The 24,222-nt window shown below is 65.8% G+C and carries 21 protein-coding genes; 11 read left to right on the plus strand and 10 right to left on the minus strand.

What is annotated here, in order from left to right; genetic code table 11:
• Positions 1 to 50 precede the first annotated feature (50 nt).
• From AC6IY7_RS02860 to AC6IY7_RS02875, 4 genes are all read right to left on the minus strand, one after another.
• Positions 51 to 647 (minus strand): hypothetical protein, encoded by a 597-nt coding sequence (locus tag AC6IY7_RS02860; protein ID WP_497781504.1) that lies wholly within the window; start codon positions 645 to 647, stop codon positions 51 to 53.
• Positions 648 to 773: 126 nt separating this feature from the next.
• A complete protein-coding gene (gene fixJ / locus AC6IY7_RS02865; RefSeq protein WP_497781505.1) occupies positions 774 to 1,472 on the minus strand; it encodes a response regulator FixJ in 699 nt (232 codons plus the stop codon).
• Positions 1,469 to 4,252, minus strand: a complete 2,784-nt coding sequence (locus tag AC6IY7_RS02870) for a PAS domain S-box protein (RefSeq protein WP_497781506.1) — start codon at positions 4,250 to 4,252, stop codon at positions 1,469 to 1,471. The genes fixJ and AC6IY7_RS02870 overlap by 4 nt, the downstream gene beginning before the upstream one ends.
• A gap of 333 nt (positions 4,253 to 4,585) precedes the next feature.
• Complete coding sequence (locus AC6IY7_RS02875; protein ID WP_497781507.1) at positions 4,586 to 6,193, minus strand: methyl-accepting chemotaxis protein; 1,608 nt, start codon at positions 6,191 to 6,193, stop codon at positions 4,586 to 4,588.
• Between the two features lie 156 nt (positions 6,194 to 6,349).
• On the opposite strand from AC6IY7_RS02875, the gene AC6IY7_RS02880 reads away from it, so the two are divergent.
• Complete coding sequence (locus AC6IY7_RS02880) at positions 6,350 to 8,974, plus strand: DUF6165 family protein (RefSeq protein WP_497781508.1); 2,625 nt, start codon at positions 6,350 to 6,352, stop codon at positions 8,972 to 8,974.
• Positions 8,975 to 9,019: 45 nt separating this feature from the next.
• Here the strand turns inward: AC6IY7_RS02880 and AC6IY7_RS02885 are convergent, their stop codons facing one another.
• Positions 9,020 to 10,351 (minus strand): TldD/PmbA family protein, encoded by a 1,332-nt coding sequence (locus AC6IY7_RS02885; RefSeq protein ID WP_497781509.1) that lies wholly within the window; start codon positions 10,349 to 10,351, stop codon positions 9,020 to 9,022.
• A 208-nt stretch (positions 10,352 to 10,559) separates the two neighbouring features.
• On the opposite strand from AC6IY7_RS02885, the gene AC6IY7_RS02890 reads away from it, so the two are divergent.
• The 4 genes from AC6IY7_RS02890 (at position 10,560) to AC6IY7_RS02905 (ending at position 15,428) form a co-directional block, all read left to right on the plus strand.
• Positions 10,560 to 10,928 (plus strand): DUF2946 family protein, encoded by a 369-nt coding sequence (locus AC6IY7_RS02890; protein WP_497781510.1) that lies wholly within the window; start codon positions 10,560 to 10,562, stop codon positions 10,926 to 10,928.
• An 88-nt stretch (positions 10,929 to 11,016) separates the two neighbouring features.
• Positions 11,017 to 11,562 carry an RNA polymerase sigma factor gene (locus AC6IY7_RS02895; protein ID WP_497781511.1) on the plus strand — a complete coding sequence of 182 codons (546 nt, stop codon included), beginning with the start codon at positions 11,017 to 11,019 and terminating at the stop codon, positions 11,560 to 11,562.
• An 85-nt stretch (positions 11,563 to 11,647) separates the two neighbouring features.
• Positions 11,648 to 12,592 carry a FecR family protein gene (locus AC6IY7_RS02900; RefSeq protein ID WP_497781512.1) on the plus strand — a complete coding sequence of 315 codons (945 nt, stop codon included), beginning with the start codon at positions 11,648 to 11,650 and terminating at the stop codon, positions 12,590 to 12,592.
• Positions 12,593 to 12,719: 127 nt separating this feature from the next.
• The gene (locus AC6IY7_RS02905) at positions 12,720 to 15,428 is read left to right on the plus strand and encodes a TonB-dependent receptor domain-containing protein (RefSeq protein WP_497781513.1); all 2,709 of its coding nucleotides are present in this window, start codon (positions 12,720 to 12,722) and stop codon (positions 15,426 to 15,428) included.
• 230 nt (positions 15,429 to 15,658) lie between these two features.
• On the opposite strand, the gene AC6IY7_RS02910 is transcribed toward AC6IY7_RS02905, so the two are convergent.
• On the minus strand, positions 15,659 to 17,182 hold the full coding sequence (locus AC6IY7_RS02910; RefSeq protein WP_497781514.1) for a TldD/PmbA family protein: 1,524 nt from the start codon (positions 17,180 to 17,182) through the stop codon (positions 15,659 to 15,661).
• A gap of 80 nt (positions 17,183 to 17,262) precedes the next feature.
• Positions 17,263 to 18,069, minus strand: coding sequence for a molybdate ABC transporter substrate-binding protein (gene modA / locus AC6IY7_RS02915; protein ID WP_497781515.1), 807 nt, complete (start codon positions 18,067 to 18,069; stop codon positions 17,263 to 17,265).
• A 238-nt stretch (positions 18,070 to 18,307) separates the two neighbouring features.
• Here modA and AC6IY7_RS02920 point away from each other — a divergent pair, with 238 nt between their 5' ends.
• The 4 genes from AC6IY7_RS02920 to AC6IY7_RS02935 all read left to right on the plus strand — a co-directional run bounded on the left by AC6IY7_RS02920 (position 18,308) and on the right by AC6IY7_RS02935 (position 20,545).
• Positions 18,308 to 19,186: a substrate-binding domain-containing protein gene (locus tag AC6IY7_RS02920; protein ID WP_497781516.1), complete on the plus strand. Its 879-nt coding sequence runs from the start codon at positions 18,308 to 18,310 to the stop codon at positions 19,184 to 19,186.
• Between the two features lie 81 nt (positions 19,187 to 19,267).
• Positions 19,268 to 19,726, plus strand: a complete 459-nt coding sequence (locus tag AC6IY7_RS02925; RefSeq protein WP_497781517.1) for a group III truncated hemoglobin — start codon at positions 19,268 to 19,270, stop codon at positions 19,724 to 19,726.
• A gap of 190 nt (positions 19,727 to 19,916) precedes the next feature.
• Positions 19,917 to 20,144, plus strand: a complete 228-nt coding sequence (locus tag AC6IY7_RS02930) for an AbrB/MazE/SpoVT family DNA-binding domain-containing protein (RefSeq protein WP_497781518.1) — start codon at positions 19,917 to 19,919, stop codon at positions 20,142 to 20,144.
• Positions 20,141 to 20,545 (plus strand): type II toxin-antitoxin system death-on-curing family toxin, encoded by a 405-nt coding sequence (locus tag AC6IY7_RS02935; RefSeq protein WP_497781519.1) that lies wholly within the window; start codon positions 20,141 to 20,143, stop codon positions 20,543 to 20,545. Before AC6IY7_RS02930 ends, AC6IY7_RS02935 begins: the two co-directional genes overlap by 4 nt.
• Before the next feature lie 137 nt (positions 20,546 to 20,682).
• On the opposite strand, the gene AC6IY7_RS02940 is transcribed toward AC6IY7_RS02935, so the two are convergent.
• Positions 20,683 to 21,525: a hypothetical protein gene (locus AC6IY7_RS02940; protein ID WP_497781520.1), complete on the minus strand. Its 843-nt coding sequence runs from the start codon at positions 21,523 to 21,525 to the stop codon at positions 20,683 to 20,685.
• A gap of 265 nt (positions 21,526 to 21,790) precedes the next feature.
• Between AC6IY7_RS02940 and AC6IY7_RS02945 the strand changes: the two genes are divergently transcribed.
• Positions 21,791 to 22,132: a hypothetical protein gene (locus AC6IY7_RS02945; protein ID WP_497781521.1), complete on the plus strand. Its 342-nt coding sequence runs from the start codon at positions 21,791 to 21,793 to the stop codon at positions 22,130 to 22,132.
• Positions 22,133 to 22,294: 162 nt separating this feature from the next.
• Complete coding sequence (locus tag AC6IY7_RS02950; protein WP_497781522.1) at positions 22,295 to 22,783, plus strand: TOBE domain-containing protein; 489 nt, start codon at positions 22,295 to 22,297, stop codon at positions 22,781 to 22,783.
• Here the strand turns inward: AC6IY7_RS02950 and AC6IY7_RS02955 are convergent.
• Both AC6IY7_RS02955 and AC6IY7_RS02960 read right to left on the minus strand, forming a co-directional pair.
• The gene (locus AC6IY7_RS02955) at positions 22,698 to 23,114 is read right to left on the minus strand and encodes a winged helix-turn-helix domain-containing protein (protein WP_497781523.1); all 417 of its coding nucleotides are present in this window, start codon (positions 23,112 to 23,114) and stop codon (positions 22,698 to 22,700) included. The two genes, AC6IY7_RS02950 and AC6IY7_RS02955, sit on opposite strands and share 86 nt — an antisense overlap.
• An 88-nt stretch (positions 23,115 to 23,202) precedes the next feature.
• On the minus strand, positions 23,203 to 24,015 hold the full coding sequence (locus tag AC6IY7_RS02960; RefSeq protein WP_497781524.1) for a xanthine dehydrogenase: 813 nt from the start codon (positions 24,013 to 24,015) through the stop codon (positions 23,203 to 23,205).
• Positions 24,016 to 24,222 lie beyond the last annotated feature (207 nt).

Below are 24,222 nucleotides of genomic sequence, written 5' to 3' on the forward strand. Positions count from 1 at the left end.
AAGGAAAACCGGGTCAGGAAACGAGCTCGCGTCACGCCGCCGGGCGCAGATCAATCGACGCCGGTCCACTCCCGCGCCAGCTCGTCCGCGCCCATCAGCCGGGCGAAGCAGGACAAGAGCGGCAGCGCCGCGGCGCGCTTCGCGATGATCTCCACCTCGCAAGCGAGCGGAAAGGGCGAAGCGTCCTTGACCACTATGATCGGATGGCCGGCGAGAAAGCCGTCGATCGCCGTCTCCATGGCGAGATCGCCGAGCTCGTCGCCGAGCAGAATCAGCAAAGGGCCGCCGAGACTCTCGAAGAGCCGCACGAAGCCGGAGTCGCGCAGCAGCGACGGCCCCTCCGCCCGCAGCACGGCGTCGCCCGCCGCCGGCCGCAGCCCGCCCTCGACATTCTCCCGGACGAAGCGGGGCGCCACCACGGCGGAAGAATCCGCCCGCTGCAGAGCGAGATCGGGCTCGACGAAGACGACCGGCAGGCCCGCCGCCTCCCATCTTCGCAGCAGAGTCGCGCCCCATTTCTCGAGCGCGATCTGCGTCTCGAGCGCGATCTGCGATCGCGCCGGCCGCGGCTCGCGCGGAAGGCGCCTCTCGGCGATGCAGACCAATATGGCTCTGGGTCGCGGGGTGGCGATATGCGATCGAAACACGGGCGTTTCCGTTCCAAAAAGCGCCATCGACCATCCGATTCCGTCGCCGGACGTGCGAGGGCCTGCGTGAAATCTCATATTTTTCTACTTATGCGGGAATAGTATCAGAACGGACGGGTCGCCGCATCATCCCTCGCCCGGCGCCTCGCTCTGGCCCTCCGGCTCGTGATCGGCCCGCGATCCCTGGACGAGCGCCCCTTGGACCAGCGCCCCTTGGACGAGCGCCCCCTGGACCAGCGACATGCGCACCAGCTCCGGCAGGCTGCCGGCCTGCATCTTGGCCATCACATTGGCGCGATGCACCTCGACCGTGCGCACGCTGATGCCGAGCTCATGCGCGATGATCTTATTGGGCTGGCCCCGCAGCAGCGCGGCGAGCACCTCGTTCTCGCGGCTCGTCAGCGTGGTGAGGCGGCGCTGGATCTCCTGCGCCTGGAGATCGCGCGCCCGCTTGCCGCTGTCATAGGCGAGCGCCTGGCGCACGGCGGTCAGCAGGGATTCGTCGGTGAAGGGCTTCTCCAGGAGATCGAGCGCGCCCTCCTTCATCGCCTGGACGGCGAGCGGCACGTCGGCGTGAGCGGAAATCACGACGACCGGCAGCGACAGCCCCATCGTCTTCACCTTCAGCAGCAGCTCGATGCCGGTCATCTCCGGCATGCGCACATCGGTGACGATGCAGCCGGTGGCCGCGCGATCGACGTCGGCGAGGAAGTCGACCGCCGATCCATGCGTCACGACGTCGTGGCCTTCGGTCGTCAATAGCAAGCGCAGCGCGTCGCGGACGGCGGCGTCGTCGTCGATGACATGGACGGTCGGCTCGCTCACTCTTCCTCCTCCATCGCGGCGAGCGGCAGCGTGAAGCTGAAGGTCGCGCCGCCGTCGCTGTTGGGACCGGCCCATATTTTTCCGTAATGGGCCTCGACGATCGACCGCGCGATCGTCAGGCCGACGCCGAGGCCGTTGGGCTTCGTCGTCGCGAAGGGCTCGAACAGGCTCGCGCGCGCTTCCTCGCTGAGGCCCGAGCCGGTGTCGGCCACATCCAGCCGGATCATCGACCGGCCCGAGAGCGACGTCGAGATCGTCATTTTGCGCGTGCGCGAGACGCCCATAGCGTCGCGGGCGTTGCGCATGAGATTGACGAGCACCTGCTTGATCTGCACGCGATCGGCGAGAATGCGGTCATCGGCGGCGTCGAGGCGGAAGACGACATTTATGTTCGACTGCTTGGCTTCGACGATGACGAGCTCTTGCGCCTCGTCGAGGATGTCGTGCAGATTCTGCAGCGTCTTGTCCGGCTCGCCGCGCGAGATGAACTCGCGCAGATGCGCGATGATCTGGCCGGCGCGCACGATCTGCGTCGCGGCGTTGTCGAGCGCATCCTCGACATTGGCGGGACGTTGATCGACAGGCATTTGCAGCAGACGACGCGCCGCCTTCAGATAGATGGCCGTCGCCGAGAGCGGCTGATTGAGCTCATGCGCGAGGCCGGCAGCGAGCTCGCCCACCGCGTCGAGCCGCTCGGCGTGCAGCTTCTGCATGCGCGCCTCGATCTTGCGCCGCTCGGTCAAATCGCGAACGAAGGCGATATAGAGACGACGGCCGTGATAAGAGGCCTCGCTGACGGCGAGATCGACCGGAAACAGCGCGCCGTCCTTGCGGCGGCCCTGCGTCTCGACGACATTGCCGAGCGCCTCCGGCCCGTCGGCGAAGCGCGCGCCGATGCAGGCCTTGCGGCCGCCGAACAAGCGCACGGGCACGAGCGTCTCGACATGCGCGCCGATCGCCTCCGCCTTGGCGTAGCCGAACATGCGCACCGCGGCGGAATTCAGCGACTGGATCGCGCCTTTCTCGTCGACGGTGAGGATGGCGTCATGCGCGCCTTCGACCGTGGCGTAGAGACGCGCCTCCTTGTCGACGAGCGCCTGCTCTATGCGCTTGCGCTCGGTGACGTCCTGGAGATAGCCGTGCCAGAGCGTCGCGCCATCGGGCTCGCGCGTCGGTCGCGATTGCGCCTCCACCCAGATCCAGCCCTTGCGCGGATGATTGTAGCGATAGCTCTCGCGCCACACGGTCAGGGCGCGCGCCGATTCCGCGATGCTGTCGCGCACGCGCGGCAGATCCTCCGGATGCAGGCGCGCGAATTTGCCGTCGACGCCCTGCCGCAGCGACTCGGCGTCCATGCCATAGATATCCTCGACATTGGGCGAGGCGTAGGGCATGGAGGCCGTACCGTCGGGCGCCAGCCGATAAGAGGCGATGAGCCCGGGCACGGAGGCGGCGATGCCGGCGAGCTGGTCGGCGAGCCGCGCCTTCTCGCGCAATTCGCCCTCGGTCGTCTTCTTCTCGGTGATGTCGCTGACGACGCCGATCAGCCGCACGACGCGGCCGTTCTCCAACAGAGCCTGCGCCCGACATGCGATCCAGCGCAAGGCTCCATTGCTCATTCTGCGGATGCGAAACTCCGCCTGATAGCGCCCTTCCCCGTGCGGATCGAGCGCCGATCGCACGGACGCGCGCACCGCCGCGACATCGTCCTGATGCACGATGGCGAAGACGACCTCCAGCGTGAGCGGCATATCAGCGGGAAGTCCGTAGATTTCGCGATATTTCTGATCGGCCTCGGTGACATCCGCGGCGACGTCGTATTCCCAGCTGCCGATCGCGCCGGCGGCGAGCGCGAGGCGCAGGCGCTCATTGCTACGGCGAAGCGAATCCTCGATCTCGCGGCGGTCGGTCACATCGATCGCCGCGCCGATCGCGCGCGTCGCGACGACGCCGCGCGAGCTGCGGCGAAACTCGAATTGTCCGGCGAGCGCGATCCAGCGCACGGCGCCGTCCATGCGCCTGATGCGCATCTCATGGCTCCATTCGCCATTCTTCGCGCCCGCGCAGGCCTCCAGAAACTTGCGCTCGAAATCCTGCTTGTCGGCCTCGAGCAGCATGGCGTCGGCCTCGGCGAAGCCGAGCGTCTGATCCGGCGCCAACCCCAGAATTTCATGCATGGTGACGGAGAAACGGCTCGCGCCGGTGACGAGATCGACGTCGAATGTGCCGACGCCGCCAGCCGCCACCGCGAGGCGCGACCATTTTTCGCGCTCGCGCAGCGCCTCGGTCGCCGCGAAGGAGCGCTCCATCCATTTCGTCTGGGTGAGATCGGTGACGATGGCGAGGCGCGGCCGCGCATCCTCGGCCGGCGCGCCGAGCGCGACGCTCACCGCCAGCATCGAGCCATCGGCGCGGCGAAACTCGAATTCGCGGCTCGCCGCTTCCGGCGCCGCGAAGAATGTGGCGAAGCGCTCCCTCTGATCGGGCGCGACATGGTCGAGAACGCTGTCGCCGATGAGCTGCGCCGCAGGGCGTCCGATCATCTCGCGGAACTGGCGATTACAATGCAGGATCGCGCCATCGGACGCGAGCTCGATCGAGCCCTCGCGCATCTGCTCGAGCAGCCTGCGGCAGAAATGCCCGGAGCCATCGCGCCGCGATCGGCCCGTCACGGGCGCCGCCTCGGCGTTCAGGAGGTCGCGACTCTGCCCGGCCTCGAAGAGAAGCCGTCGCAGATCCTCCAAGTCCTGAAGCTGATCGCCCTGTTCGTCCACCGACATCCTCTCCCTTTCCGCGAAACGCGAGCGTCGTGGACGCCCGAGCCGGGAAGGTCGTTCCCGCCACGGCGCGACCGCCGGATGCGCTCGCGCGAACGTCGCGTTCGAGCCGTCGGCGAAGCCCGCTCCGGCTCGATCTGGAGGCGAGTGCTAACGCCTCGCAAAGGGATCGGTGGGCTTGTAAGACAGGCGCGCACGGCAGACTGCCTGTGGAAACTACTTAGCGCGCCGTCTGCTCGAAAGGGTCGGTCGAGCAATGAGAAAATGCGCCAAATCAAAGATCTGGCGCATCGTTTCAGCGTGAAGAGCGTGCGATATTTTTGAAAATGCGCGCGATCAGAACTCCTCCCAGCTCTCTTCGGCGGCGGGAGCCGAAGCGCCGCGCCCGCCAGCGGAGGCGACGCGCCGACGCGCCGGCGCCGCCTCGGCGCGACGCTCGCTGGCGCGCGGAGCGGAAGCGGGACGCGCGCCTTCGCCGCGTTCGAGACGAAACACGGCGATGAGGCTCGCCAGCTCCTCCGCCTCATGGCTGAGGCTGTGACTGGCCGCCGTCGTCTCCTCGACCATTGTGGCGTTCTGCTGCGTCATGCTGTCGAGCTGGCCGACGGCGCGGTTCACCTCGGTGAGGCCCGTCGCCTGCTCGCGCGAGCCGGCGGCGATGTCGATCACCACGCGGCTCACCTCGCCGACCTGCGAAACGATGCGCTCCAGCGCCGCGCCGGTCTCCGTCACCAGCACCACGCCATTCTCGACCTGCGAGGTGGAAGCGGCGATCAGCGCCTTGATCTCCTTGGCCGCCTCCGCCGAGCGCTGCGCCAGCGCGCGCACTTCCGAGGCGACGACGGCGAAGCCGCGTCCCGCCTCGCCCGCGCGCGCCGCCTCGACGCCGGCGTTGAGCGCCAGAAGATTGGTCTGGAAGGCGATCTCGTCGATGACGCCGATGATCTTGCCGATGTCGCGCGTCGAATTCTCTATGCGCCGCATCGCCTCCACGGCGTCGCGCACGATGGCGCCGCCCTTTTCGGCGTCGGATCGCGTCACCTCGAAGACCTCGCTCGCATGGCGCGTGCTGTCGGCGGTCTTGTTCACCGTCGCGGTGATCTCCTCGAGCGCGGCTGCCGTCTCTTCGAGATTGGCGGCCTGCGCCTCGGTGCGGCGCGCGAGATTGTCGGAGGCTTTCGCGATCTCGACGCTCGACGAACGGATCGCGCTCGCAGAATCGCCCACATCGGCGAAGGCCGTGGCGAGCTTGGCGGCCGCATTGTTGAAATCTTCCTTGATCTTGTCGAAGCCGCCATCGAGCTTGTCGACGACGCGCCGCTGCAGATCGCCGCGGGCGAGCTCCTCGAGCGCATGCGCCATGATGTCGAGCGCATGGCGCTGATGCGCCTCGGCCTCCGCGCGCTGCGCCTCGGCGGTGCGACGCTCCTCGCGCATCACGTCGAGATAGACCGACACGGAGAGATTCATGTCGAGGAATACCGCCTTGACGAGCGCCGCGACGCCGCGGGAGGTGCGATCGACGCGCGTCTTGCCGGCGAGCATGGAGCCGGAGAGATTGTCCTCGACAATGGCCTGGATCAACCGCTCGGTGATGAGCGCATAAGCGGAAATATAGAAGCTCGGCTCCAAGCCGATACGCGCATGCGCCTGACCGACGGCTGTCACCATGCGCACATATTCCGCGCCGAACTCGGCCTCGGTGATCTGCGCCCAATGGCGCATCTGCGCGGATTTCGCCGCCGCCATATGGCGCTCGTCCGAGAAGAAGCCGCGCAGCTTCGAGTCGCCGCGAACCCTCTCATAGAAATGATCGAGCGCCGGACCGAGCGCCTTCGAGATGACAGGCTTGACCTGACGAAGGGCGGCGCGGGCGGACTCGTTCATTTCCATGAACGCCAAACTGTCGTCGAGAGACGAGCCATTCTTCAAAGACCCGGTCATCCTCTGCTCCCGCCATTCGTTAACCATCGAGGGCGCCGCTTCCATATGTAGGCGAATCGATTCGCGCATCCCCGATGGAAATCGATTAAGCGATTTGGGAAGTTTCGGCATTACTAATGAATCATATTTCGTCGCTGCGCCGCACTGATACATCGAATGAAATTTTGTAACGTCAGTCCGAGGCAAGGTCGCCTCGCTAGTCGAAAGCTTTCGTCCCTCTTCGACGAGGCTTTCGCGTTGAAATCGAGACAGCAGAAGCGACGTGTGGCCGCCGCGCCGCGGCCTGCGGACATGAGCGAATTTCTCGCCGAGCTCATGGCGAGCCTGCAGGCGGACGACCTTACGACCGCGCTGCGTAAAATCGACGCATCCCGCGCGCTCGTCGACAAGCACGCTTTCGCCAGCTATCTCGCCGGCCTCATTCGCGTCTCGCTCGGGCAAGACGATGCGGCGATCGATCATTTCGGCAGAGCGATCGCGGTCGATCCGAACCATGCGCAGGCGCTCTATGGCCGCGCTGTGGCGTTGCAGAAATCCGGACGCCCGGATGCGGCGATCGCCGATCACGAGCGATCGCTGCGACTCGATCCGAGCAATGTCGAAGGATGGCTGAACTACGGCGCCGCGCTGCAAATGGCCGGACGCGGCGCGGAGGCCATCGAAGCCTATGGGCAATTGCTGGCGCGGGCTCCGAACCATGCGCAGGCCCTCGCCAATCGCGGCCTCTCGCTGCACGCCATGGGCGACGACGCGCGCGCGATAGAGGATTACGACCGCGCCATCGCGCTTCTCCCCGCCGATCCCGTGCTGCTGCGCAACAAAGCGGTTTCGCTCGCGCGTCTCGCGCGCCATGAGGAGGCGCTCGATTGCTTCGCGCGCGCCTTCGCGCTCGATCCCTCTTGTCTCGACGCGGCGGATGGCGCGCTTTCCGCGCTCGTCGCGCTGCGCCTCTTCGAGGAAGCCGTCTCTTTCTGCGACACTGTGCTGAGTCTGGCGCCCGGCCATGTCCCCGCTCTGTTGACAAAAGCCAATGCGCTGCACGAAGCGAAGCGACATGTCGCCGCGCTCGCCGTCTTCGACGAAGCGCTCGCGCATGCGCCGGACGATCCCAAGCTTCTCACCAATCGCGGCATGAGCCTGTTCGAGCTCGGCCGGCTCGAGGAGGCGCACGCCTCCGCGCTCGCGGCGATTGCGGCCGACCGCAGCTTCGCGCTGGCGTGGCGCTGCCGCGGCATGGTGGAGATGCGCCGCTCCGAGCTCGATGCGGCGCTTTTCTCTTTCGACGAGGCGCTGCGTCTTTGCGACGGCGAGGCGGACACGCATTGCGGCCGCGGCATCGTCTTGAAGGAGCTCGGCCGCTTCGACGAGGCGCGGGCGGAGTTCGACCGCGCGCTCGCCATCGATCCACGCCATGCGGAGACGAAAGCCAATAAGGGCTCGTTGCTGCTGCTGCTCGGGGAATTCGAAGACGGCCTCGAGCTGTTCGAGAACAGGTGGGTGCTCGACGATCGGCCCAAAACCGAGGTCGCCTATCGCTGGCCGGAATGGCGCGGCGAGCCCATCGCAGGAAAATCGATCCTCATTCTGGACGAGGCCGGCCTCGGCGACGCGCTGCAGTTCATCCGCTATGCGCCGATGCTGGCGCAGGCGGGCGCGAAGGTCGCCTTTCATTGCCGCCCCGCGCTGCAACGCCTGATGCGCGGTCTCGGCGAAACGGTCGAGATCATCGCCGCGCCGGCCGAAGACGCCGCCTATGATTATTGCGTGACCCTGTGCAGCCTGCCGCGCGCCTTCGGAACGCGGGCCGACACGATACCGGGCGCGGCTTATCTTCGCGCCGAGCCGGAACGGGTGGCGCTGTGGCGCGAGCGACTCTCCGGCGAGGGATTGAAAGTCGGCATAGCCTGGCACGGCAGCTCGCATTCGCGCTCCGATCATGCGCGCGCGGCGCCGCTCTCAGCCTTCGCGCCGCTCGGCGCCGTCGCCGGCGTGCGGCTCTATAGTCTGCAGAAGAATTTCGGCGCCGATCAATTGCGCGAGGCGCCCATGCGCGTCATGTCCTTCGGCGAAGATTTCGACGCCGGCGCGGACGCTTTCGTCGACACCGCGGCGGTCATCGAGAATCTCGATGTCGTCGTGACGATCGACACCTCCATCGCCCATCTCGCCGGCGCGCTCGGCAAGCCGGTGTGGATCGCGATCAAGCATGCGCCGGAATGGCGCTGGCAATTGGAGCGCGAGGACAGCCCCTGGTATCATAGCGCGCGGCTGTTCCGTCAGGGCAAGCGCGGCGATTGGAGCGACGTCTTCGCGCGCATGGCGCAAGAGCTCGCAGCGCTCGCGGCGCCGCATGCGCGTCCGGCCGAGGCCGACGCCATTCTCATTCCAGGCTCGGTCGGCGATCTCATCGACCGCATCACAATTCTCGAAATAAAGGCGGAGAAGATCGCCGACGCCGCCAAGCGCGCCAATGTGGCGCGCGAGCTCGCATTGCTGCAGGGACTGCGCGACGATCGCGGCTTCGCCGGCGGCGCGCTCGACGCGCTGGCGCAGGAGCTCAAAGACACCAATCTCGCTTTGTGGGACATAGAGGACAGCATCCGCAATTGCGAGAAGCGGAGCGATTTCGGCGAGGAGTTCATCGCGCTCGCGCGCAGCGTCTATCAGCGCAACGATCATCGCGCGGCGCTGAAGCGCCAAATCAATCTCGCCTGCGGCTCGGCGATCGTGGAAGAGAAATCCTATGACGAGGCGCCGCGGGAGTTGCAACGGCGAGCCTGAATGCTCGCATCACGCCGCATGCGAGGCCGCGGGGGGTGTCGACTTTTAGATCCCGCTCGATTTCGACGAGAACTTGAACCCCTCGATCAGCATGGGCGGCGCGCAGATCGCCGCGCCCCCCATCTCCGTCTTCACGCGCTCGCTCGCGCCGATCGCGGCGATGCGCGAGAAGGCGCCGTCGAGATTTTCATTGAAGCGCATATTGCGCACGGGCGCGACGATCTCGCCATTCTCGACGAGGAAATTGCCGTCGCGCGTCAGCCCGGTGAGCAGCAGGCTGCGTGGCTCGACGAGATTGGTGTACCAGAAGCGCGTCACCAATATGCCGCGCCGCACGCCGCGGATCATCTCCTCGAGGCTCGTCGTCCCGCCCGCCACAGTGAAATTCGCCGCCGGAGGAATAGCCTCCGCGCCGGTCTTCTGCGCCCAGAAGCGCGGGCGCGCGAGGCTGCGCAGCACACCCTTCTCCACCCAGAAGCGCGGCTCCTGCGCGAGGCCTTCGTCGCCGAAGGGCGCCTCGGACGCGCGCTCGTCCCCCGGATCGGAGCGGATGGAGAATTGCGGGCTGAACAAATTCTCGCCGAGCCGCGTTCCGCCGCCGGGGCGGGAGAAGAAGCTGCGGCCCTCGTCGGCCGGACGCGCGCGCAGCATCCACATCAGCCATTGGGCGAGCTCGCCGACCGCCGTCGGCTCGAGGATCACCGTATAGCGTCCGGGCTCGAGATCGAGCGGCTCCTCGTCGCGCGCGGCCTTCAGCGCGGCGCGGCGGCCGATGGCGGCGGGATCGAGGCGCGCGACCGCAAAATCGCGCGCGCCGGCCCAGCCGGACCAGCCGTCATTGCGATGGCGCGCCGTCGTCGAGAGATCGACGAAGCTCTCGCGATCATAGCCGAAAAGGCCGGCGCTCGAGGCCAGCGCCGAGAAGCGGCGGCCGGCGGCGGCGCAGCCGAACATGTTCACGCCGCGCGCGCCTCCCTCCGCGACGACGCGCGCCGTCGCCTCGGCGAGAAAGCGAAGATCGAGCGCCGCGGTCGCCTCGTCATAGCGCACCGACTCCGGATAGGCCGAGGCGCCGAGCGGCGGCAGAAATTCGGGGTCCTCCGGCAGCAGGCGCGCGATCTCCTCCGCGCGCGCTGCGGCGCGGGCGAGCTCGTCCCACTCGAGGCCGCCGACCGAGACCGCGCCGACGCGCCCGCCGACATGCGCCTCTACGCGCGTCGTCACCCGCGCCGTCGCGACATTGGTGGTCACGCCGCCGCCGGCAAAACGCAGGCTCTGCGCCTCCTCGCCATCGATATGGATCACGCAGGAATCCGCCGTCGACGACGCGAGCAGGCGTCGGGCGAGGCCGAGGGCGTCGTCTCGCGTCAGGAACATGGCCGGCCTCTCTCCGTTCGACTGGTCCCGGCGGCGGCCGGCGGTCGCATGATAAGATGGATATCCGCCGGTCGAAAGCCGTCAGGCGCGGCCGGGACTGTGTCCGCCGCGCAACAGCGGCCCGGATAGTAGGCCGCGCCGGCGCCCGCTCATTGACCGGGGAATTCCCGCGGACCTATTTTTGCGGCCGATGAGGACTTTCTCCTCCATGCGCCGCCCGGCGCGCCGGCTCCTCGCCTGCGCTACGGTGTTTCTCGCCCTGTTGCAAGCCGTCGCTCTGCTCGGCTCGATGACGCTTGCGCATGGGACCGCGGCCCTTGGGCTCTCGGCGAGCGCGCTCTGCGCCGCCGCTTCCCGCGACGGGGGCGACGCGCCGGTCACGCATCATATCGGCGAGCATCATTGCGTCCTTTGCTCGGATCGCGACGCCGAGCCGCCCGCCCTCGCGCCCGCCGCCGCGCCCGTTCTGCTGCGGCCCGACGGCGTCGCCAGCATAGGCGCGCGGGCGCTGTCGCCGCGCGCGCCGCCGCTCGGCTGGGCGAGCTCCTGGTCCTCGCGCGCGCCGCCATCGGTCTGAAAATCGAATGCCGCCGCCCGCCTCGGGCGAGCGGCAAGTCTCGACTTTTCGGATCAATCGCGCTCGCGCGCCAGCCAGGGCGTTTCCTTTGTCTCGACCGATCTCGTCACGCGGCGATCGGCCTGCGGACGCCAAACCCTGGCGGTTTCGCGAGCTGTTCCTCGCCCATAAGCGCGATCTCTTCGGCTTTCTCGTGCGCAAGGTCGGCGCCGTCGACGCGCCGGATCTACTGCAGGAGACCTTCCTGCGCATGATCCGCCACGACCGGCCCGAGACCATCGAGGACCCGCCGGCCTTTCTGAAGCAGATCGCCATCAATCTCGCCCGCGATTTCGCCCGCCGCCGCAAGACCGAGGAGAGCCATCTCCAATTCGGCGACTATGTGATCGACCCGCCGGCGCCGGAAACGCCGATCGAGGAGCGGCTCGACTATGAGCGGCGCTCGGCGCTGCTGAAAGCGGCCATTGAGACATTGCCGCCGCGCTGCCGCGAGGCCTTCGAGCTGCATATCTATCATGACATCCCGCTCGCCGAGGTGGCGCGGCGGATGGCAATATCCGACCGCATGGCGCGCAAGCATGTGAGTCTCGCGCTGCGCGCCTGCCGCGCCGCGCTGCGGAGCGCCGCCGAGTGATTTTTTCCCGTTTCGAGGTTCCGCCTCGCGCCGGGGCCGCGTCATCTATACTGTCGCGCGCGGCGCCTCGAGGACGGATGGAGAGATGACCGGGGATAAGGCGAGAGAACCCGCGCCGGACGAAGCCGGGGACGCCGCGATCGAATGGTTCGTGCGCATGCGCGAGGGGAGCCTCTCGGCCGAGGAGACGGCCGCCTTCGAGGCCTGGCGCGCCGAGCCGCCGCATGCGGCCGCTTTCGACGACGTGCTGCATATGTACGGCCATCTCGCCGGCATGAGCCCCGCCCGCCGGGCGCGGCCGGCCCCGCGCGCCGCGCAGCGGACGAGAGTCGCCGCTCTCGCCTTCGCCGCGGCGACGGCCGTCGCCGTCTTTGCGTCATATGACGAGATCGCGATGCGGCTGCGCGCCGATCATTTCGCCGACGTCGGCGAGAGGCGGCTGGTGACGCTGGACGACGGCTCGCATGTGCAGCTCGACTCGCGCTCGGCCATTTCGGTGCGCTATGCGGTGAGCGAGCGGCGGCTGACGCTGCTTTCGGGCGAGGCCTGGTTCGACGTGGCGCCGGACGCCTCGCGCCCCTTTGTCGTCGAGGCTGGCGAAGGCCGCGTCACCGCGCTCGGCACAGCCTTCGATGTGGCGCTGGAAAAATCCGGCGCGCGCGTCACCGTGACCGAACATCGCGTGGGCGTCGCCAGCGGCGGCAAGACCATGATCGTCGAGGAAGGCCAGCAGACCGCATTCGAGCGCGACGCGCCGGCGCGCGCGCCGGAGACGATCGATATCGACACGGCGATCGCCTGGCGACGCGGCAAGCTCATCGTCAATCGGCAGCCGCTCGGCGATGTGCTCGCCGCGCTCGGCCGCTATCATCGTGGCTATATCTATTGCGTCGATCGCGCGATCTGCGCCCGGCGCATCTCCGGCGTCTTCGGCGCGCAGGAAGACGCCCTGCAATCCTTGGCGGAGATAGAGGCCTCGCTCGGCCTGCGCGCCATCCATGTCACCAGCTATCTGATCCTGCTGTATTGAATTCGAACGCTTCATCGGCGTTCGAAATTTTTCGAGCGAGGGAGGTTCCGCTTTTTCCGCCTGCCGCGTCCTGTTCCCGAGAGCCCGAACTCTATGGCGGGCGTTGCGACGGCGGGACCAAATGGCCATGGCGAGGAAGAAGTCGGTAGGCGAGGGCGTGAATATGAGTTCGACGGCGATCGCCTTGGCGCTGAGCGCGATGACGCTCGGGGCCGAGGCTCCGGTGACGAGCGCGCAGGCCTCCATCTCGCCGCAGGAGCGCGACGGGGCGCTGCGCGACTATCGCATTCCCGCCGGCGCCATGGAGACGGCGCTCAACGCTTTCGCCGACCATAGCGGGCTGCATGTCGTCTTCGACGTGCGCCTCACAGAGGCGATGAGAACGCGCGGCGTGATCGGCGCCTATTCAGTGCGCGAAGGGCTCGACCGGCTGCTCTCGGGAACGGGCCTCTCCTATCGGCTGTCGGAGAATGGCCGCTCCGTCTCCATCATTCTCGCGCAGGCTGCGCGCGGAACCATGACCGACGCCGGCGGCGCCGAGCTGCCGCCGATCGACATCGGCGCGGAGCAGAAGCGCGGGTCAGGCGCCTCGACGGCGCCCGGCTTCGACGCCGAGCGCGCCAGAGGGCCGATCTACCGCGATCCGCCCGGGCAGACGGTGACGACCGTCGATCACAAATTCCTCGAAACGACGCCGATGCAGACTGTGCAGGACATGCTGCAATACAGTCCTGGCGTCTCCATCTCGCAAGGCACGATGCCGCGCGAGCTGCTGCCGTCGATCCGCGGCTCCGGCAATCGGCTCGGCATGACCTATCCCTTCACCGTCCGCAACATCATGCTCTATGAGGACGGCTTCCCCATCGTCACCGCGGACGGCAATGGCCGCACCGACATGCTGGACCCGCATTCCTTCTCCGGCGTCGATGTCTATCGCGGCCCCTCCTCGGCGATGTTCGGCAATTACGCCTATGGCGGCGCGATCAATTTCCGCAGCCTGACGGGCAAGGAGATCGACGGCGTCGAGACCGGCTCGGAATTCGGCAGCTTCGGCTATTTCAACAATTATCTGCGCGCCGGAAAAAAGATCACGGATCGCGATCTCGGCGATTTCGACATTGCGATCTTCGGCTCCGACACGCGCGGCGACGGCTATCTCGCGCGCGGCGCCCATGAGTTCGACCAAGGCAAGGTTCTGGCCACTTGGACGCCGGTTCCGACCGACCGGCTGACGTTCAAATTTCTCGCCAGCAATTCCTTCGCCGAATTCATGAACCGCAGCTCGCTGACGCAATTCTACAAAAATCCCTATGGCAAGAATGTCGATTGCCGCATAGCGACGCCCACCAATCTTCCCTTCTGCAACAATCTCTACGTGCCGGCGAACGGCGCCTTCACCAGCGCCGCCTCGGGACTCTCCAATCAGAGCGTCTGGCAGCTCGGCACGCATTGGCATGTGATGCGCGATATCGTCGGCTTGCGCTATGAGCATGATTTCGACAATGGCGCCACATGGCGTACGCAATTCACCTATGATTATCTCGATTACATCAACAGCACCTGGCCGCCGCCGAAGGTCGGCCCGGCGGCGCTCGGCGGCCTCGGCGGCCCGGTCGCGATCCGCGGCCCGTCCTATGGCCTCAGCGCCTCGACCGACATCACCAATCATGGCGCGATCTTCGGCCTGCCGGCGACGCATTATCTCGGCTTCTTCTACGACAGTCTCAAAAGCGTCAATCCGCTGTATTCGCAGATTCCCAATGTGTGGAATTATGGCGCGATCGGCGGCGCGGTCGGCAATATCGAATCCAATCATTCCAATATCGGCCTTCGCGCGCGCGAGGAGATCGCGCTGACTCCGCAGCTCACCGCGGCGATCGGCTTCAGCTCCAATTGGAACAGAATCTCCGGCGTCTATAGCGTCTATAATTACGCGAGCAATGGAACCATGACGCGGCCGACGCAGGTCGGCGTCGACAATGAATATTGGAACACGGCGCCGGAGGCTTCGCTCACCTATCGCTACAGCCCGGAATGGCAATTCCGCGCGCGCTATGCGACGGGCTATGGAACGCCGAATTTCATGTATCTCACCAATACGCCGACGGGCGCGGGCAACAACGCCTCGCTGAAGGCGCAGACCAATATGGGCGTCGATCTCGGCGTCGATTGGACTCCGGCGAAAAGTCTGACGGCGAGCGTCACGCTCTATCACGAATGGTTCCGCAACGAGATACTCACTCAATCGAATGGTCTCGTCAGCTATCAGCTCAACGCGCCCTCCTCGATCCATCGCGGCGTCGAGGCGAGCGTCGATTGGCGCCCCTTCGACGGTTGGCGATTCATCGCGGCCTATGCCTATAACGACCAGTATTTCACCAATTTCTGGGACAATCTCTCATCGACCGTCTCTTATAATCGCGCCGGAAATCGCATCCCCAATGTGCCGACGCATACGCTGACGAGCCGCGCCGGCTATGACATTGCGGATGGCGATCTCGAGGGGCTCGGCGCCTTCGTCGAATATGTGTTCAAGAGCTCCTATACGATCGACAACGCCAATCTGACATCGGTCCCGGGCTATGGGCTCGTCAATCTCAATGTGCATTACAGCCGCGCCATCGCGGACAGCTATGTGAAGAACATAGAAGTCTATTTCGATGTGAAGAACCTCTTCGACCGCACCTATGTGGCCGGCGCCAATGTGCTGACCAACACGCTGGTGACAGGGACCGCCGTGCAGACGCCGGCGATATTGCTCGCCAATTCGACCGGCGCATCGATCATCGCCGGCTCGCCGCGGGCTTTCATCGGAGGGGTGAAGTTCAAATTCTGAGCCGGCGGTGAAAGGCGAGTAGCGAGTAGCGAATAGCGAATAGCGAATAGCGAAATGACTATTCGCTACCGGTCCGCGTCAATGAAAGCGAATGCGCTCGAGCCCCCTCCCCAACCCTCCCCCGCTGCGCGGGAGAGGGAGCAGATTTCGCGCTTCATCGGCGTTTCGCGTCACGTCGCCGCCTTCCCTCTCCCGCGCAGCGAGGGAGGGGGCTTTCGGCGCGAGGAACTTCAGTCGCGCGCGGTGTTCAGCACAGTCACGCCGCGGAAGCGCGCCGCCGGCGCGCCATGCGAGACCGGCGCGAGCTGCATCGGCTCCGCCTTGCCGCAGGTGAAAGTGCCGCAGAGCCGGTAGGTGGAGGAATCGCCGAGTCCGTCGAGCGAATTCCAGAACGGTATGGTGCGGCCCTGATAGGCGGCGTCGCGCACCGGCTCGCCGAGCTTTCCGTCCCTTATCTCGTAGAACATCTGCCCGCCGAATTGGAAATTGTCGCGCTGCTGATCGATGCTCCAGCTGCCCGCGCCGACGATATAGAGCCCCTTCTCGACGCCGCCGATCAGCTCCTCGAGCTTGCAGGCTTCGGGATTGGGCGCCAGCGAGATATTGGGCATGCGCTGAATGGGAAAGGCGGTCGGATCATCCGCATAGGCGCAGCCGTTGGAGCGCTCGGCGCCGATGAGATGCGCCTGACCCAGCGCCATTTGAAAATTACGGAACACGCCTTTGGAGACGATCTCGAATTCCGCGCGTTCCCGCGGCGCGCCATCGTCGTCGAAGGCGACGCTGGCGAGGCCGCCCTCCTGCGAGCGATCGGCCTTGATGGTCATCAGCTCGCTGCCGAAGCGCAGATTGTCGAGCATATGCGGCTTGACGAAAGAGGTGCCGGCGAAATTCGCCTCCCAGCCGAGCGCGCGATCGAGCTCGGTGGAATGGCCGACCGTCTCGTGAATGGTAAGCCAGAGATTGGTGGGGTCGATGACGACATCGGTCACGCCCGCCTCGACGGGCTTGGCGTCGAGCTTGCGACGCGCATCCTCGACGGCCTGCCGCGCCTCGCCGAGAAGATCGCAGGAGAGCGCATAATCCCAGCCGGCGGCGCGCGCCGGAGCGAGGCTCTCGCGCGTCGCATAGCGGCCGGAAGCCTTGTCGATCAGCGTGACCTCGAAGGAGGGCTGCGTGCGCGTGCGCGATTGGAAGATGCGGCTGCCGCGGCTGTCGGCGAAGAGCCGCTCCTCCGTGGCGAAGGCGAAGGAGGAGACGCAATAATCCGCGCCCGCCGACAGCGCCGCGGCGTTGACGGCGACGAGGCGCTCGACCTTGGCCGGCGCATCGACCGCGAAAGGATCGACGCCGAGCGGCATGATCCATTCGGCCTCATGCGGCTCGGTCTCTTCGATCCGCACGGGCGCGACGCGGATGGGCGCGACGGCGCGGGCGTTGTGAATGGCGCGATCCACCGCCGCGGCTATGGCGCCTTGCTCCAGCGAGCGCGCGCCATAAAAGCCCCAGCAGCCGTCGACGAGCACGCGCAGGCCGAAGCCGGGGCTGACGCTCTCGAAAAATTCGTCGAGCCGCTCTTCCTTCGCCTGGATGAATTGGCGGCGCGTCTCGCCGATGCGAATATCGGCGTAGCTCGCTCCGGCGCGGCGCGCGGCGGCGAGCGCCGTCTCCGCCAGCTCGGCGAGACGGGCGCGATCGAGGCGAAACGGCGCGGCCGTCCGCGAAGCCTGTTTCGGATTTTGCGCAATGGTCATGGGTCCCTCGCCGCCCGAGGATAGACGCAGAGCGGCGGCGAGGGAATGCCGAAAGCTCGGACGCTGCGCGTCCGCCCTCTTCAGCGCAGAACAGTGAAGCCCTGCTTCTTATAGAAGCCGGCGGCCTCCGGGCCCTTCAGAAAGGCGAAGAATTTCGCCGCCGTCTCGCTCGTCGAGGAGGCTGTCTGCGCGAAGGGATAGACGATCGGCGGATGCGAGGAGGCCGGGAAGGTCGCGACGACCGAGACCTTCGGCTCCGAATGCGCATCGGTCAGATAGACGATGCCGAGCGGCGCCTCGTCGCGCGCGACGAACAGCAGCGCAGCGCGGACATTCTCGGCAAAAGCGAAACGCGATTCGAGATCGTCCCACAGATTGAGCTTGGTCAACGCCGCCTTGGCATATTTGCCGACCGGCACGGAAGCCGGATCGCCGGTGGCGATACGTCCGCTATCGCCGAGCGCGGCCAGCAGCGCGGCCTTTTCCAGCGCGACCTTCTTGCCGCCCGCGATCTTCGGCGCGACGAGAACGAGGCTGTTGCCGAGCAGATCGACGCGCGTGCCCTCCTTCAGGAGGCTGCGCGAGGAGAGATAATCGGCGGAGGCGACATCCGCCGAGATGAAAATATCCGCCGGCGCGCCCGATTCGATCTGCTTGGCCAGCGGCAGCGAGGCCGCATAGCTGATCGACACTTCGACACCCGTCTTCTTCTTGAAGGCCGCAGCGGCCTCGTCGAGCGCATTTTTGAGGCTCGCCGCCGCGAATACCGTCACCGTCTTGGAGCCGGCCGCCTTGTCGGCGCCCACCGCGGGCGCCTCGGCGAAGGCGGGAGTGAAATTCAGCGACAGAAAAGCGGCGACGAGCGCCAGACTTGCCATTTTGACCATGAGAACGACTCCGATGATCGGCCCCGATGCGCGGGCCTTGTCTTACTTATGCATATATTTTGCCTATTTGTGAGTCTTTACATGAAATCACATGAAAAGACCGCGCCGTCTCGGCGCGGCGCGGCGTGAAGCGACGATTTTTCGGCCGTTTTCCGGATTGGCGCAATTGTCGGCCGTCAGTCGATATGCTAATTTTCCGCAGCTCGGAAAAAATGCACCTGGTTTTACAAAATGCGCAATGTCTGAATTTCTCACCACGCGCGAGCTCGCCGCGCTTTTGCGCGTCAAGGAGCGCAAGGTTTACGATCTTGCCGCCGAAGGCTCTCTGCCGGTGCGCCGCGTCACTGGCAAGCTGCTGTTTCCACGAGCGGAGATCGAGGAGTGGCTGGCCGCGGGCGCGAGCGGCCGGACGCCCCGCGGCGAGGCGGCGGCGCGGCCGCTCGTCGTCGCCGGCGGCCATGATCCGCTGCTCGAATGGGCGTTGCGCGAATCGCGCTGCGGCGTCGCCGCTCTGCTCGACGGGGCGCTGGACGGGCTGGAGCGCGCGGCGACGGGCGGCTGCATCGCGGCCGGGCTGCATATTCCGGAGCCCGGCGACGGCTGGAATGTCGAGGCTGTGGCCCGCAGGCTCGCGGGCGAGCCGGTCGTCGTCATAGAATGGGCGAAACGCCGCCGCGGGCTGATGTTTCGCAAGGGGCTGCCGCGGCGCATAACGAGCCTCGCCGATGTACGCGACCTCGACTTCCAATCGCGCCAGCCGGAGGCCGGCAGCGAGCTCGTCCTGTCGAAGCTGCTCGAACGCGAGGGGATGAAGCGCGAGCATTTGCGCCTCGTTCCCGCGGTGGAGCGCTCGGAGACCGATCTCGCCTCGGCCATCGCCGCCGGCCGCGCCGACATAGGCCTCGGCCTCGAGGCCAGCGCGCGCCAGTTCGGCCTCGACTTCGCGCCGCAGATCGTCGAGCGCTTCGATCTCGTCGTCTGGCGCAAGGCCTATTTCGATCCGCCCTGGCAGACGCTCATGCGCTTTTGCGCGAGCGAAACCTTCATGCAGCGCGCCGCGCGGCTCGGCGGCTATGACGTCTCGCAATTCGGCGCCGTGCGCTTCAACGCCGATTGAGGAATTCGAGCGAGCGCGAAGCCGCGGCGCCCGCTCTGGCGCCCGCTTTGCTGTATCGTAAGAGGAATAGGAGGAGAGACAATGTCAGCTTCCACCGAAGTGAGCGTCGCCGCCGAGCCCGCGACGATCGAAGCCGCGATCACGACCTGCGTTCGCTCTTTCTATGACAAGGGCCTTTCCGATCCGCTGCTCGGTCCGATTTTCGGCGCGATCCCGCATCTCGATCAGCATCTCGACATCATCGCCAATTTCTGGTCGAAGGCGCTGCTCGGAACCGAGCGCTATGAGGGCCATCCTTTCGCGGTTCACGTCAATCTGCCGGTCGAGCCCGAGCATTTCGCCCGCTGGCTGGAGCTGTTCACGCAATCGGTTCGCGAAAATCTCCCCGCCGCCGAGGCCGAGCAGGCTATCGCCAAGGCGACACATATGTCGGAATGTTTCCAGGGCGGGCTGTTTCCCTTCACCGGCGCGGACGGCAAGCCGTCGCGGCTGCCCGCAGCAGCGGTCCCGTCGATCGAACAGAACAATCAGCGCGGCTAGAGCGTTTCCAACCGAAGTGGACACCCGGTTCGGCGTCGGAAACGCAGCGGTGGGGGCAACCAGATCGGCGATTTTGTCCAGGGGCCCTTTATCAGATAGTTACGCGATAGGCATACATATACGCATTATAATATGCTTGATCGCCCGCGGCCGCATATTATAATTTACATATGTATGGAGGACATCGCTCATGACCACGCTCAAGCTCACCACGGTCGGCACGTCCACGGGCGTCGTCATCCCCAAGGAAATGCTCACCCGCATGAACGTCGCCAAAGGCGACACGCTCTACGCCATCGAGGGGCCGGACGGCAGCTATCGTTTGACGCCCTATGATCCGATGTTCGAGCGCAAAATGCAGGCCGCCGACGACATCATGCGCCGCTACCGCAACACCCTGCATGTTTTGGCGCAATGAGCGGCGCAGAGCCGATTTGGATCGAGGAATTCGACGCGCTCGCCTTGCATGATCGCTTGCTGGCTTTCCATGGCGGCGCGCCGGGTTTGCGCGACGAAGGCCTTTTGAAATCGGCTCTGGCGCGAGGGCGGCAAATGTTCGCTTACGACGACCGCGCCGACCTCCTCGATATGGCGAGCGCCTATACGAGCGAGATCGTCAAGAACCATCCGTTTCTCGACGGCAACAAGCGCACCGGCTTTGTCGTCGGCATTCTTTTTCTCGAATTGAACGGCTGGCGTTTCGGCGCATCCGAAAGCGCCGCCGCCGAGGCGGTTCTCGCGCTCGCGGCGGGCTCGTTGGATGAAGTGAGCTACACGACGTTCTTGCGGGAAAATGTTTCGCCTGACGCAAAACCCTGATCGCTCGAATTCTCGGAACACCTCGACCGTGCCGATATGAAGGGCTCTGTTGGCGATCAGCGGCAGCCGTTCCAGTCTTTCAGGACGACTTTGCGCGATCTGCCCGCCCGCGCTGAAGGGAGAGGCTGCGGGCCGTCTCAGATCGAGAGCCCGCCGCCGCCTTCCAGAAACGCGTCCCAGGAGAAGGGGGTCCAGCCTTCCGCCTGCATTTCTATCGCGAAAGACACGCCGCGGGCGATGAGCCGATTGCGCGCGGCCATGCCGGCGACCTGAGCCCCGCTCGAGGCGGCGATGTCGGCGAGCGGCGTGCCGATGGCGACCGCCCTGCCTTGCTTGATGATCCCCCTTATGCGGCCGCCATAGGGGGCGAGGATCGGCGCGCCGTCGATCGCGCCGAAGGCTTCGCCCGTCTCGACGACATTGCCGATGTCCTTATACATTTTGAAGAGCCCGGCCACTGGCGCGCGCACCGGCTCGGCCTCCGGCGGGTCCGCCTCGGCGCTGGGGCCGGGGCCGTCGCCGGGACGCCTTATCGCGCCCGGATCCTTGCCATAGGCGTCTATGGCGAGATCGCAATTCTCGCCCGGAATCGAGCCGGGCGCGACGCCGAGCGTGAGCCCCGCGAGATTTTTGGCCGAGAAAGCGTCCTTGCGCGGCGTCATTTCGGCGTCGACGACGACCTCCCAGGGCCAGCGCTCGAGGATTTCATTGAGTGGATGCGTCAGCACCGGCACGAACATGCGGCTGCGCAGGCCCAGCATGAATTCGGCGACGAGATCGGCGCGGCGCGCCTCCACCCCCTCGAGCACGCTCGAGCCGTCGAACCATGCGTCCGAGAAGGTCATCTTCCGTCGAAGATCGGGCGGCGGCGCGGCCTCGTGAAGGGCGACGATATGATCGGCGAGGAACAGCTCCCGCGCTATGGCGGAGGCCGTTTCGCCGATGCCGAGAACGAGAACGCAGGAATGTCTATCGGACATGACGGCTCACTTCGGCTGAGGTGATACGGGTCATGGGACCAAGCAAGAATCTGGCCTTCTCGGCGAAAGCGGCGCCGTCGGGCGTCCCCGCCAGGCGCCCGCACGCGCTCCCAGAGTGACCTTATGCCGCAGCCGAAATCGTCCTTGTCTGGAACTTTTGCAATATACTCTAATATACGGCTGACGTAGAATGAAGTGCATCGGGCGCGAAGGCCGGCTCGGCCGATCCGTCGAACGCCCGACAATTCGGAGAGCGCCGCGAGCCGTGGCGAAGATGGAGGACGATGTGCAACCGAATGTTTCTTCAGAGGTCTCGACCGAAGCCGGCCATGTTGTCGCGAATGTTCCCGCGGCTGTCGAGCCGGTGGAAAAAGACGCCAGCGTCGCGACCGCGGTCGGCGACAGCGTCATCATCATGGTGCGTTTCCGCCCCGATACGACCGTCTGGGAAATCAACGGCCTTCCCGCCCATCTCGACAAGCAGGCCTGGTTCACGCTGCTGTGCAAGCGCGCCGGAGACAAGTTCGAGACGCGCGCCGGCGGCCGCGGCTATTTCCGGCTGACCCGCGAGCAATATGAGGCGATCGCCGCCCGCAATCCGAACTGACGAATCGAGACGGGCGCCGCCGAGCGGCGTCCGTGTCCTGAGCGAGTCCTGTGTCCTGAGCGAGTCCTGCTCGACCCCGGCCAACGGCCAAAAAGCGCGCAAAAGCGCGATTTTCCCTTATGAAAATGTGAGATTGGCGTATTTCTCGCTAGTTCGGCGATCATGCTGGACAAGACGACGCCGCTCTTTGCTCGAACCCATCATTACGTGTCGCTCTTCCCGGCGCGCGTGCTGCGGCACGAGTGGGATATGGGCCTCTCCACGCTGTTTTTCGCCGGCGGGGAATTGCGCGTGCCGCTCGTCGACGCCGCCGTCGGAACCGCGATCGAGGTGGAGATCGACGCGCGCGACGTCTCCATCGCCCTCTCGCGGCCGATGGATGTCTCCATCCTCAATCGCCTTCCCGGCACGATCATCGAGCTGGATTTTCTGCCGCCGCCCTTCACGCGCGCGAGCCTCTCGCTCGGCGGCGCCCGCGTCGACGCGCTGATCACCCATGAATCGGTGGAGCGGCTCGCTTTGGTCGAGGGACTCTCGGCCTGGGCGATGATCAAGACGGTCGCGGTCAGCGGCCGGACGCTCGATCCCGACGAGGCTCCGTTTCCGCGTCAGTGGCCGACTTCTGGTAGGACCAGTCGAGCGCGCCAATGATCTCGTCCAGCGTTCGCTTGGCCGAATTGGCCGCGTGACGCTCGATCGAGCGATAGACGCCCACCAGCCGCTCGCCGAAAGGCGTGATCTCCGCCCCGCCCTCGCGCCGACCGGGAAAGGTCGCCACGACCGGGCTCTCGAAGGTCCGGTTGAGCGCATCCACCGACAGCCAGCATTTGCGATAGGACAGGCCGAGCGCACGGCTCGCGCCGATGATCGAACGCTCCTTGCGCAAGGCGTCGATCAGCTCGAGGTCCGCCGGAGCGAGGACTCCGCCATTGGGCAGCTTCAAAATCACGCCGATCTGCGGCGCGTCAACGTCTGTTCGCATCGTCCCGGGCCTCCTTAAGACGCCGCGATCTGTATCGAACAAAATATAGCTGAAATACGACGGCCCTGTCACATTGAATACAGGAGTGTCAGTGTGCGACGAAAGGCCCCTCGATCGGCGTCGCCTCGCGCTTGGCGAACTCGATGCGGATCGCCCGGCCGACGCCGCTCGCGACCAGCGCCGATCGCTCGTCTATGCCGGTCCATTTGGCGGAGCGCCCGCGCGGATCGATCTCGAGGAGCTTGACCCCGGCGGGAATATGCAGGCCGTCGCGGACGACGCCGCGCAGCACGCCGTCGAGCGGCGCGGTCACCGGCTCGCCGTCCAAATGGCCGACGACGAAATCCTTGAACACGCGGACGCCGATGTCGACCGCCGAATGCCACAGGCCCTGCTTGCGGGAATAGGTGAAGCGCTCCTCGCCGAACTCGCCGAGGCGGTTCGGAACATGGTCGGCGGGCTCGGTCGCGCCTTCTTGAATGATGAGGCCCGCCTGCGACGGCTTGGTTTCGATCGCGACGTCGCAATTGCGGCCGACGGCGAAATTGGGCCCGAGCCCGACCGCGACCTTGGCGAGATGCCGCAGATCGGGCGTCGCCCGATATTTCTGCATGCGCGCGTCGACGAGCGCATGGGCCGTGCGAATGGCCACGAGATCGTGGAACTGCAGCGGCGTCACCGCGACCTTGGTCGTATAGTCGAGGATCTCGACGAGCTCGATCGTCGAATCGGCGCGCTCGCCCGCGACCTCCTCCAGCGTGATGGGCTCGCCATAGAGGCAGTCGTGAAACGACATCTGCCGACGAATGACGGGCGGAAAGGGATCGTGGCTGAGCACGCAGGCCCAGCCGATGCGGTTCATATGCACGGCGACCGCCGAAGCGATCTCATTCGTTCCCAAAATGACGGCTAAAGGGCGCTTCCGCCGCGGCGTCGCGAAGTCGTGTCGAGGGCGCATCGCTCACTCCTGATCTGAGCAACAGGGAAGCAAGCCGCGCGCCAGCGCTCACGCAACATATTTTTTGCTTATTTTCAATAGCTTATAAAAGCGCCCCGCGTCGCGCCACATAACGCACCTATATTGTCACGTATATAACAGTGGCGGTTT

Source organism: Methylosinus sp. is20ea, assembly GCF_059718135.1.

Excerpts from the sequence above, each read along its gene's own strand:
- AC6IY7_RS02935 (WP_497781519.1), top strand. The coding sequence starts at position 20,141 with ATGAGCGGCGCAGAGCCGATTTGGATCGAGGAATTCGACGCGCTCGCC.
- AC6IY7_RS02925 (WP_497781517.1), top strand. The coding sequence starts at position 19,268 with ATGTCAGCTTCCACCGAAGTGAGCGTCGCCGCCGAGCCCGCGACGATC.
- AC6IY7_RS02940 (WP_497781520.1), bottom strand. The coding sequence starts at position 21,525 with ATGTCCGATAGACATTCCTGCGTTCTCGTTCTCGGCATCGGCGAAACG.
- AC6IY7_RS02880 (WP_497781508.1), top strand. The coding sequence starts at position 6,350 with ATGAAATTTTGTAACGTCAGTCCGAGGCAAGGTCGCCTCGCTAGTCGA.
- AC6IY7_RS02955 (WP_497781523.1), bottom strand. The coding sequence starts at position 23,114 with ATGCGAACAGACGTTGACGCGCCGCAGATCGGCGTGATTTTGAAGCTG.
- AC6IY7_RS02870 (WP_497781506.1), bottom strand. The coding sequence starts at position 4,252 with ATGTCGGTGGACGAACAGGGCGATCAGCTTCAGGACTTGGAGGATCTG.
- modA (WP_497781515.1), bottom strand. The coding sequence starts at position 18,069 with ATGGTCAAAATGGCAAGTCTGGCGCTCGTCGCCGCTTTTCTGTCGCTG.
- AC6IY7_RS02930 (WP_497781518.1), top strand. The coding sequence starts at position 19,917 with ATGACCACGCTCAAGCTCACCACGGTCGGCACGTCCACGGGCGTCGTC.
- AC6IY7_RS02950 (WP_497781522.1), top strand. The coding sequence starts at position 22,295 with ATGCTGGACAAGACGACGCCGCTCTTTGCTCGAACCCATCATTACGTG.
- AC6IY7_RS02900 (WP_497781512.1), top strand. The coding sequence starts at position 11,648 with ATGACCGGGGATAAGGCGAGAGAACCCGCGCCGGACGAAGCCGGGGAC.
- AC6IY7_RS02875 (WP_497781507.1), bottom strand. The coding sequence starts at position 6,193 with ATGACCGGGTCTTTGAAGAATGGCTCGTCTCTCGACGACAGTTTGGCG.
- AC6IY7_RS02905 (WP_497781513.1), top strand. The coding sequence starts at position 12,720 with ATGGCGAGGAAGAAGTCGGTAGGCGAGGGCGTGAATATGAGTTCGACG.
- AC6IY7_RS02910 (WP_497781514.1), bottom strand. The coding sequence starts at position 17,182 with ATGACCATTGCGCAAAATCCGAAACAGGCTTCGCGGACGGCCGCGCCG.
- AC6IY7_RS02920 (WP_497781516.1), top strand. The coding sequence starts at position 18,308 with ATGTCTGAATTTCTCACCACGCGCGAGCTCGCCGCGCTTTTGCGCGTC.
- AC6IY7_RS02885 (WP_497781509.1), bottom strand. The coding sequence starts at position 10,351 with ATGTTCCTGACGCGAGACGACGCCCTCGGCCTCGCCCGACGCCTGCTC.
- AC6IY7_RS02890 (WP_497781510.1), top strand. The coding sequence starts at position 10,560 with ATGCGCCGCCCGGCGCGCCGGCTCCTCGCCTGCGCTACGGTGTTTCTC.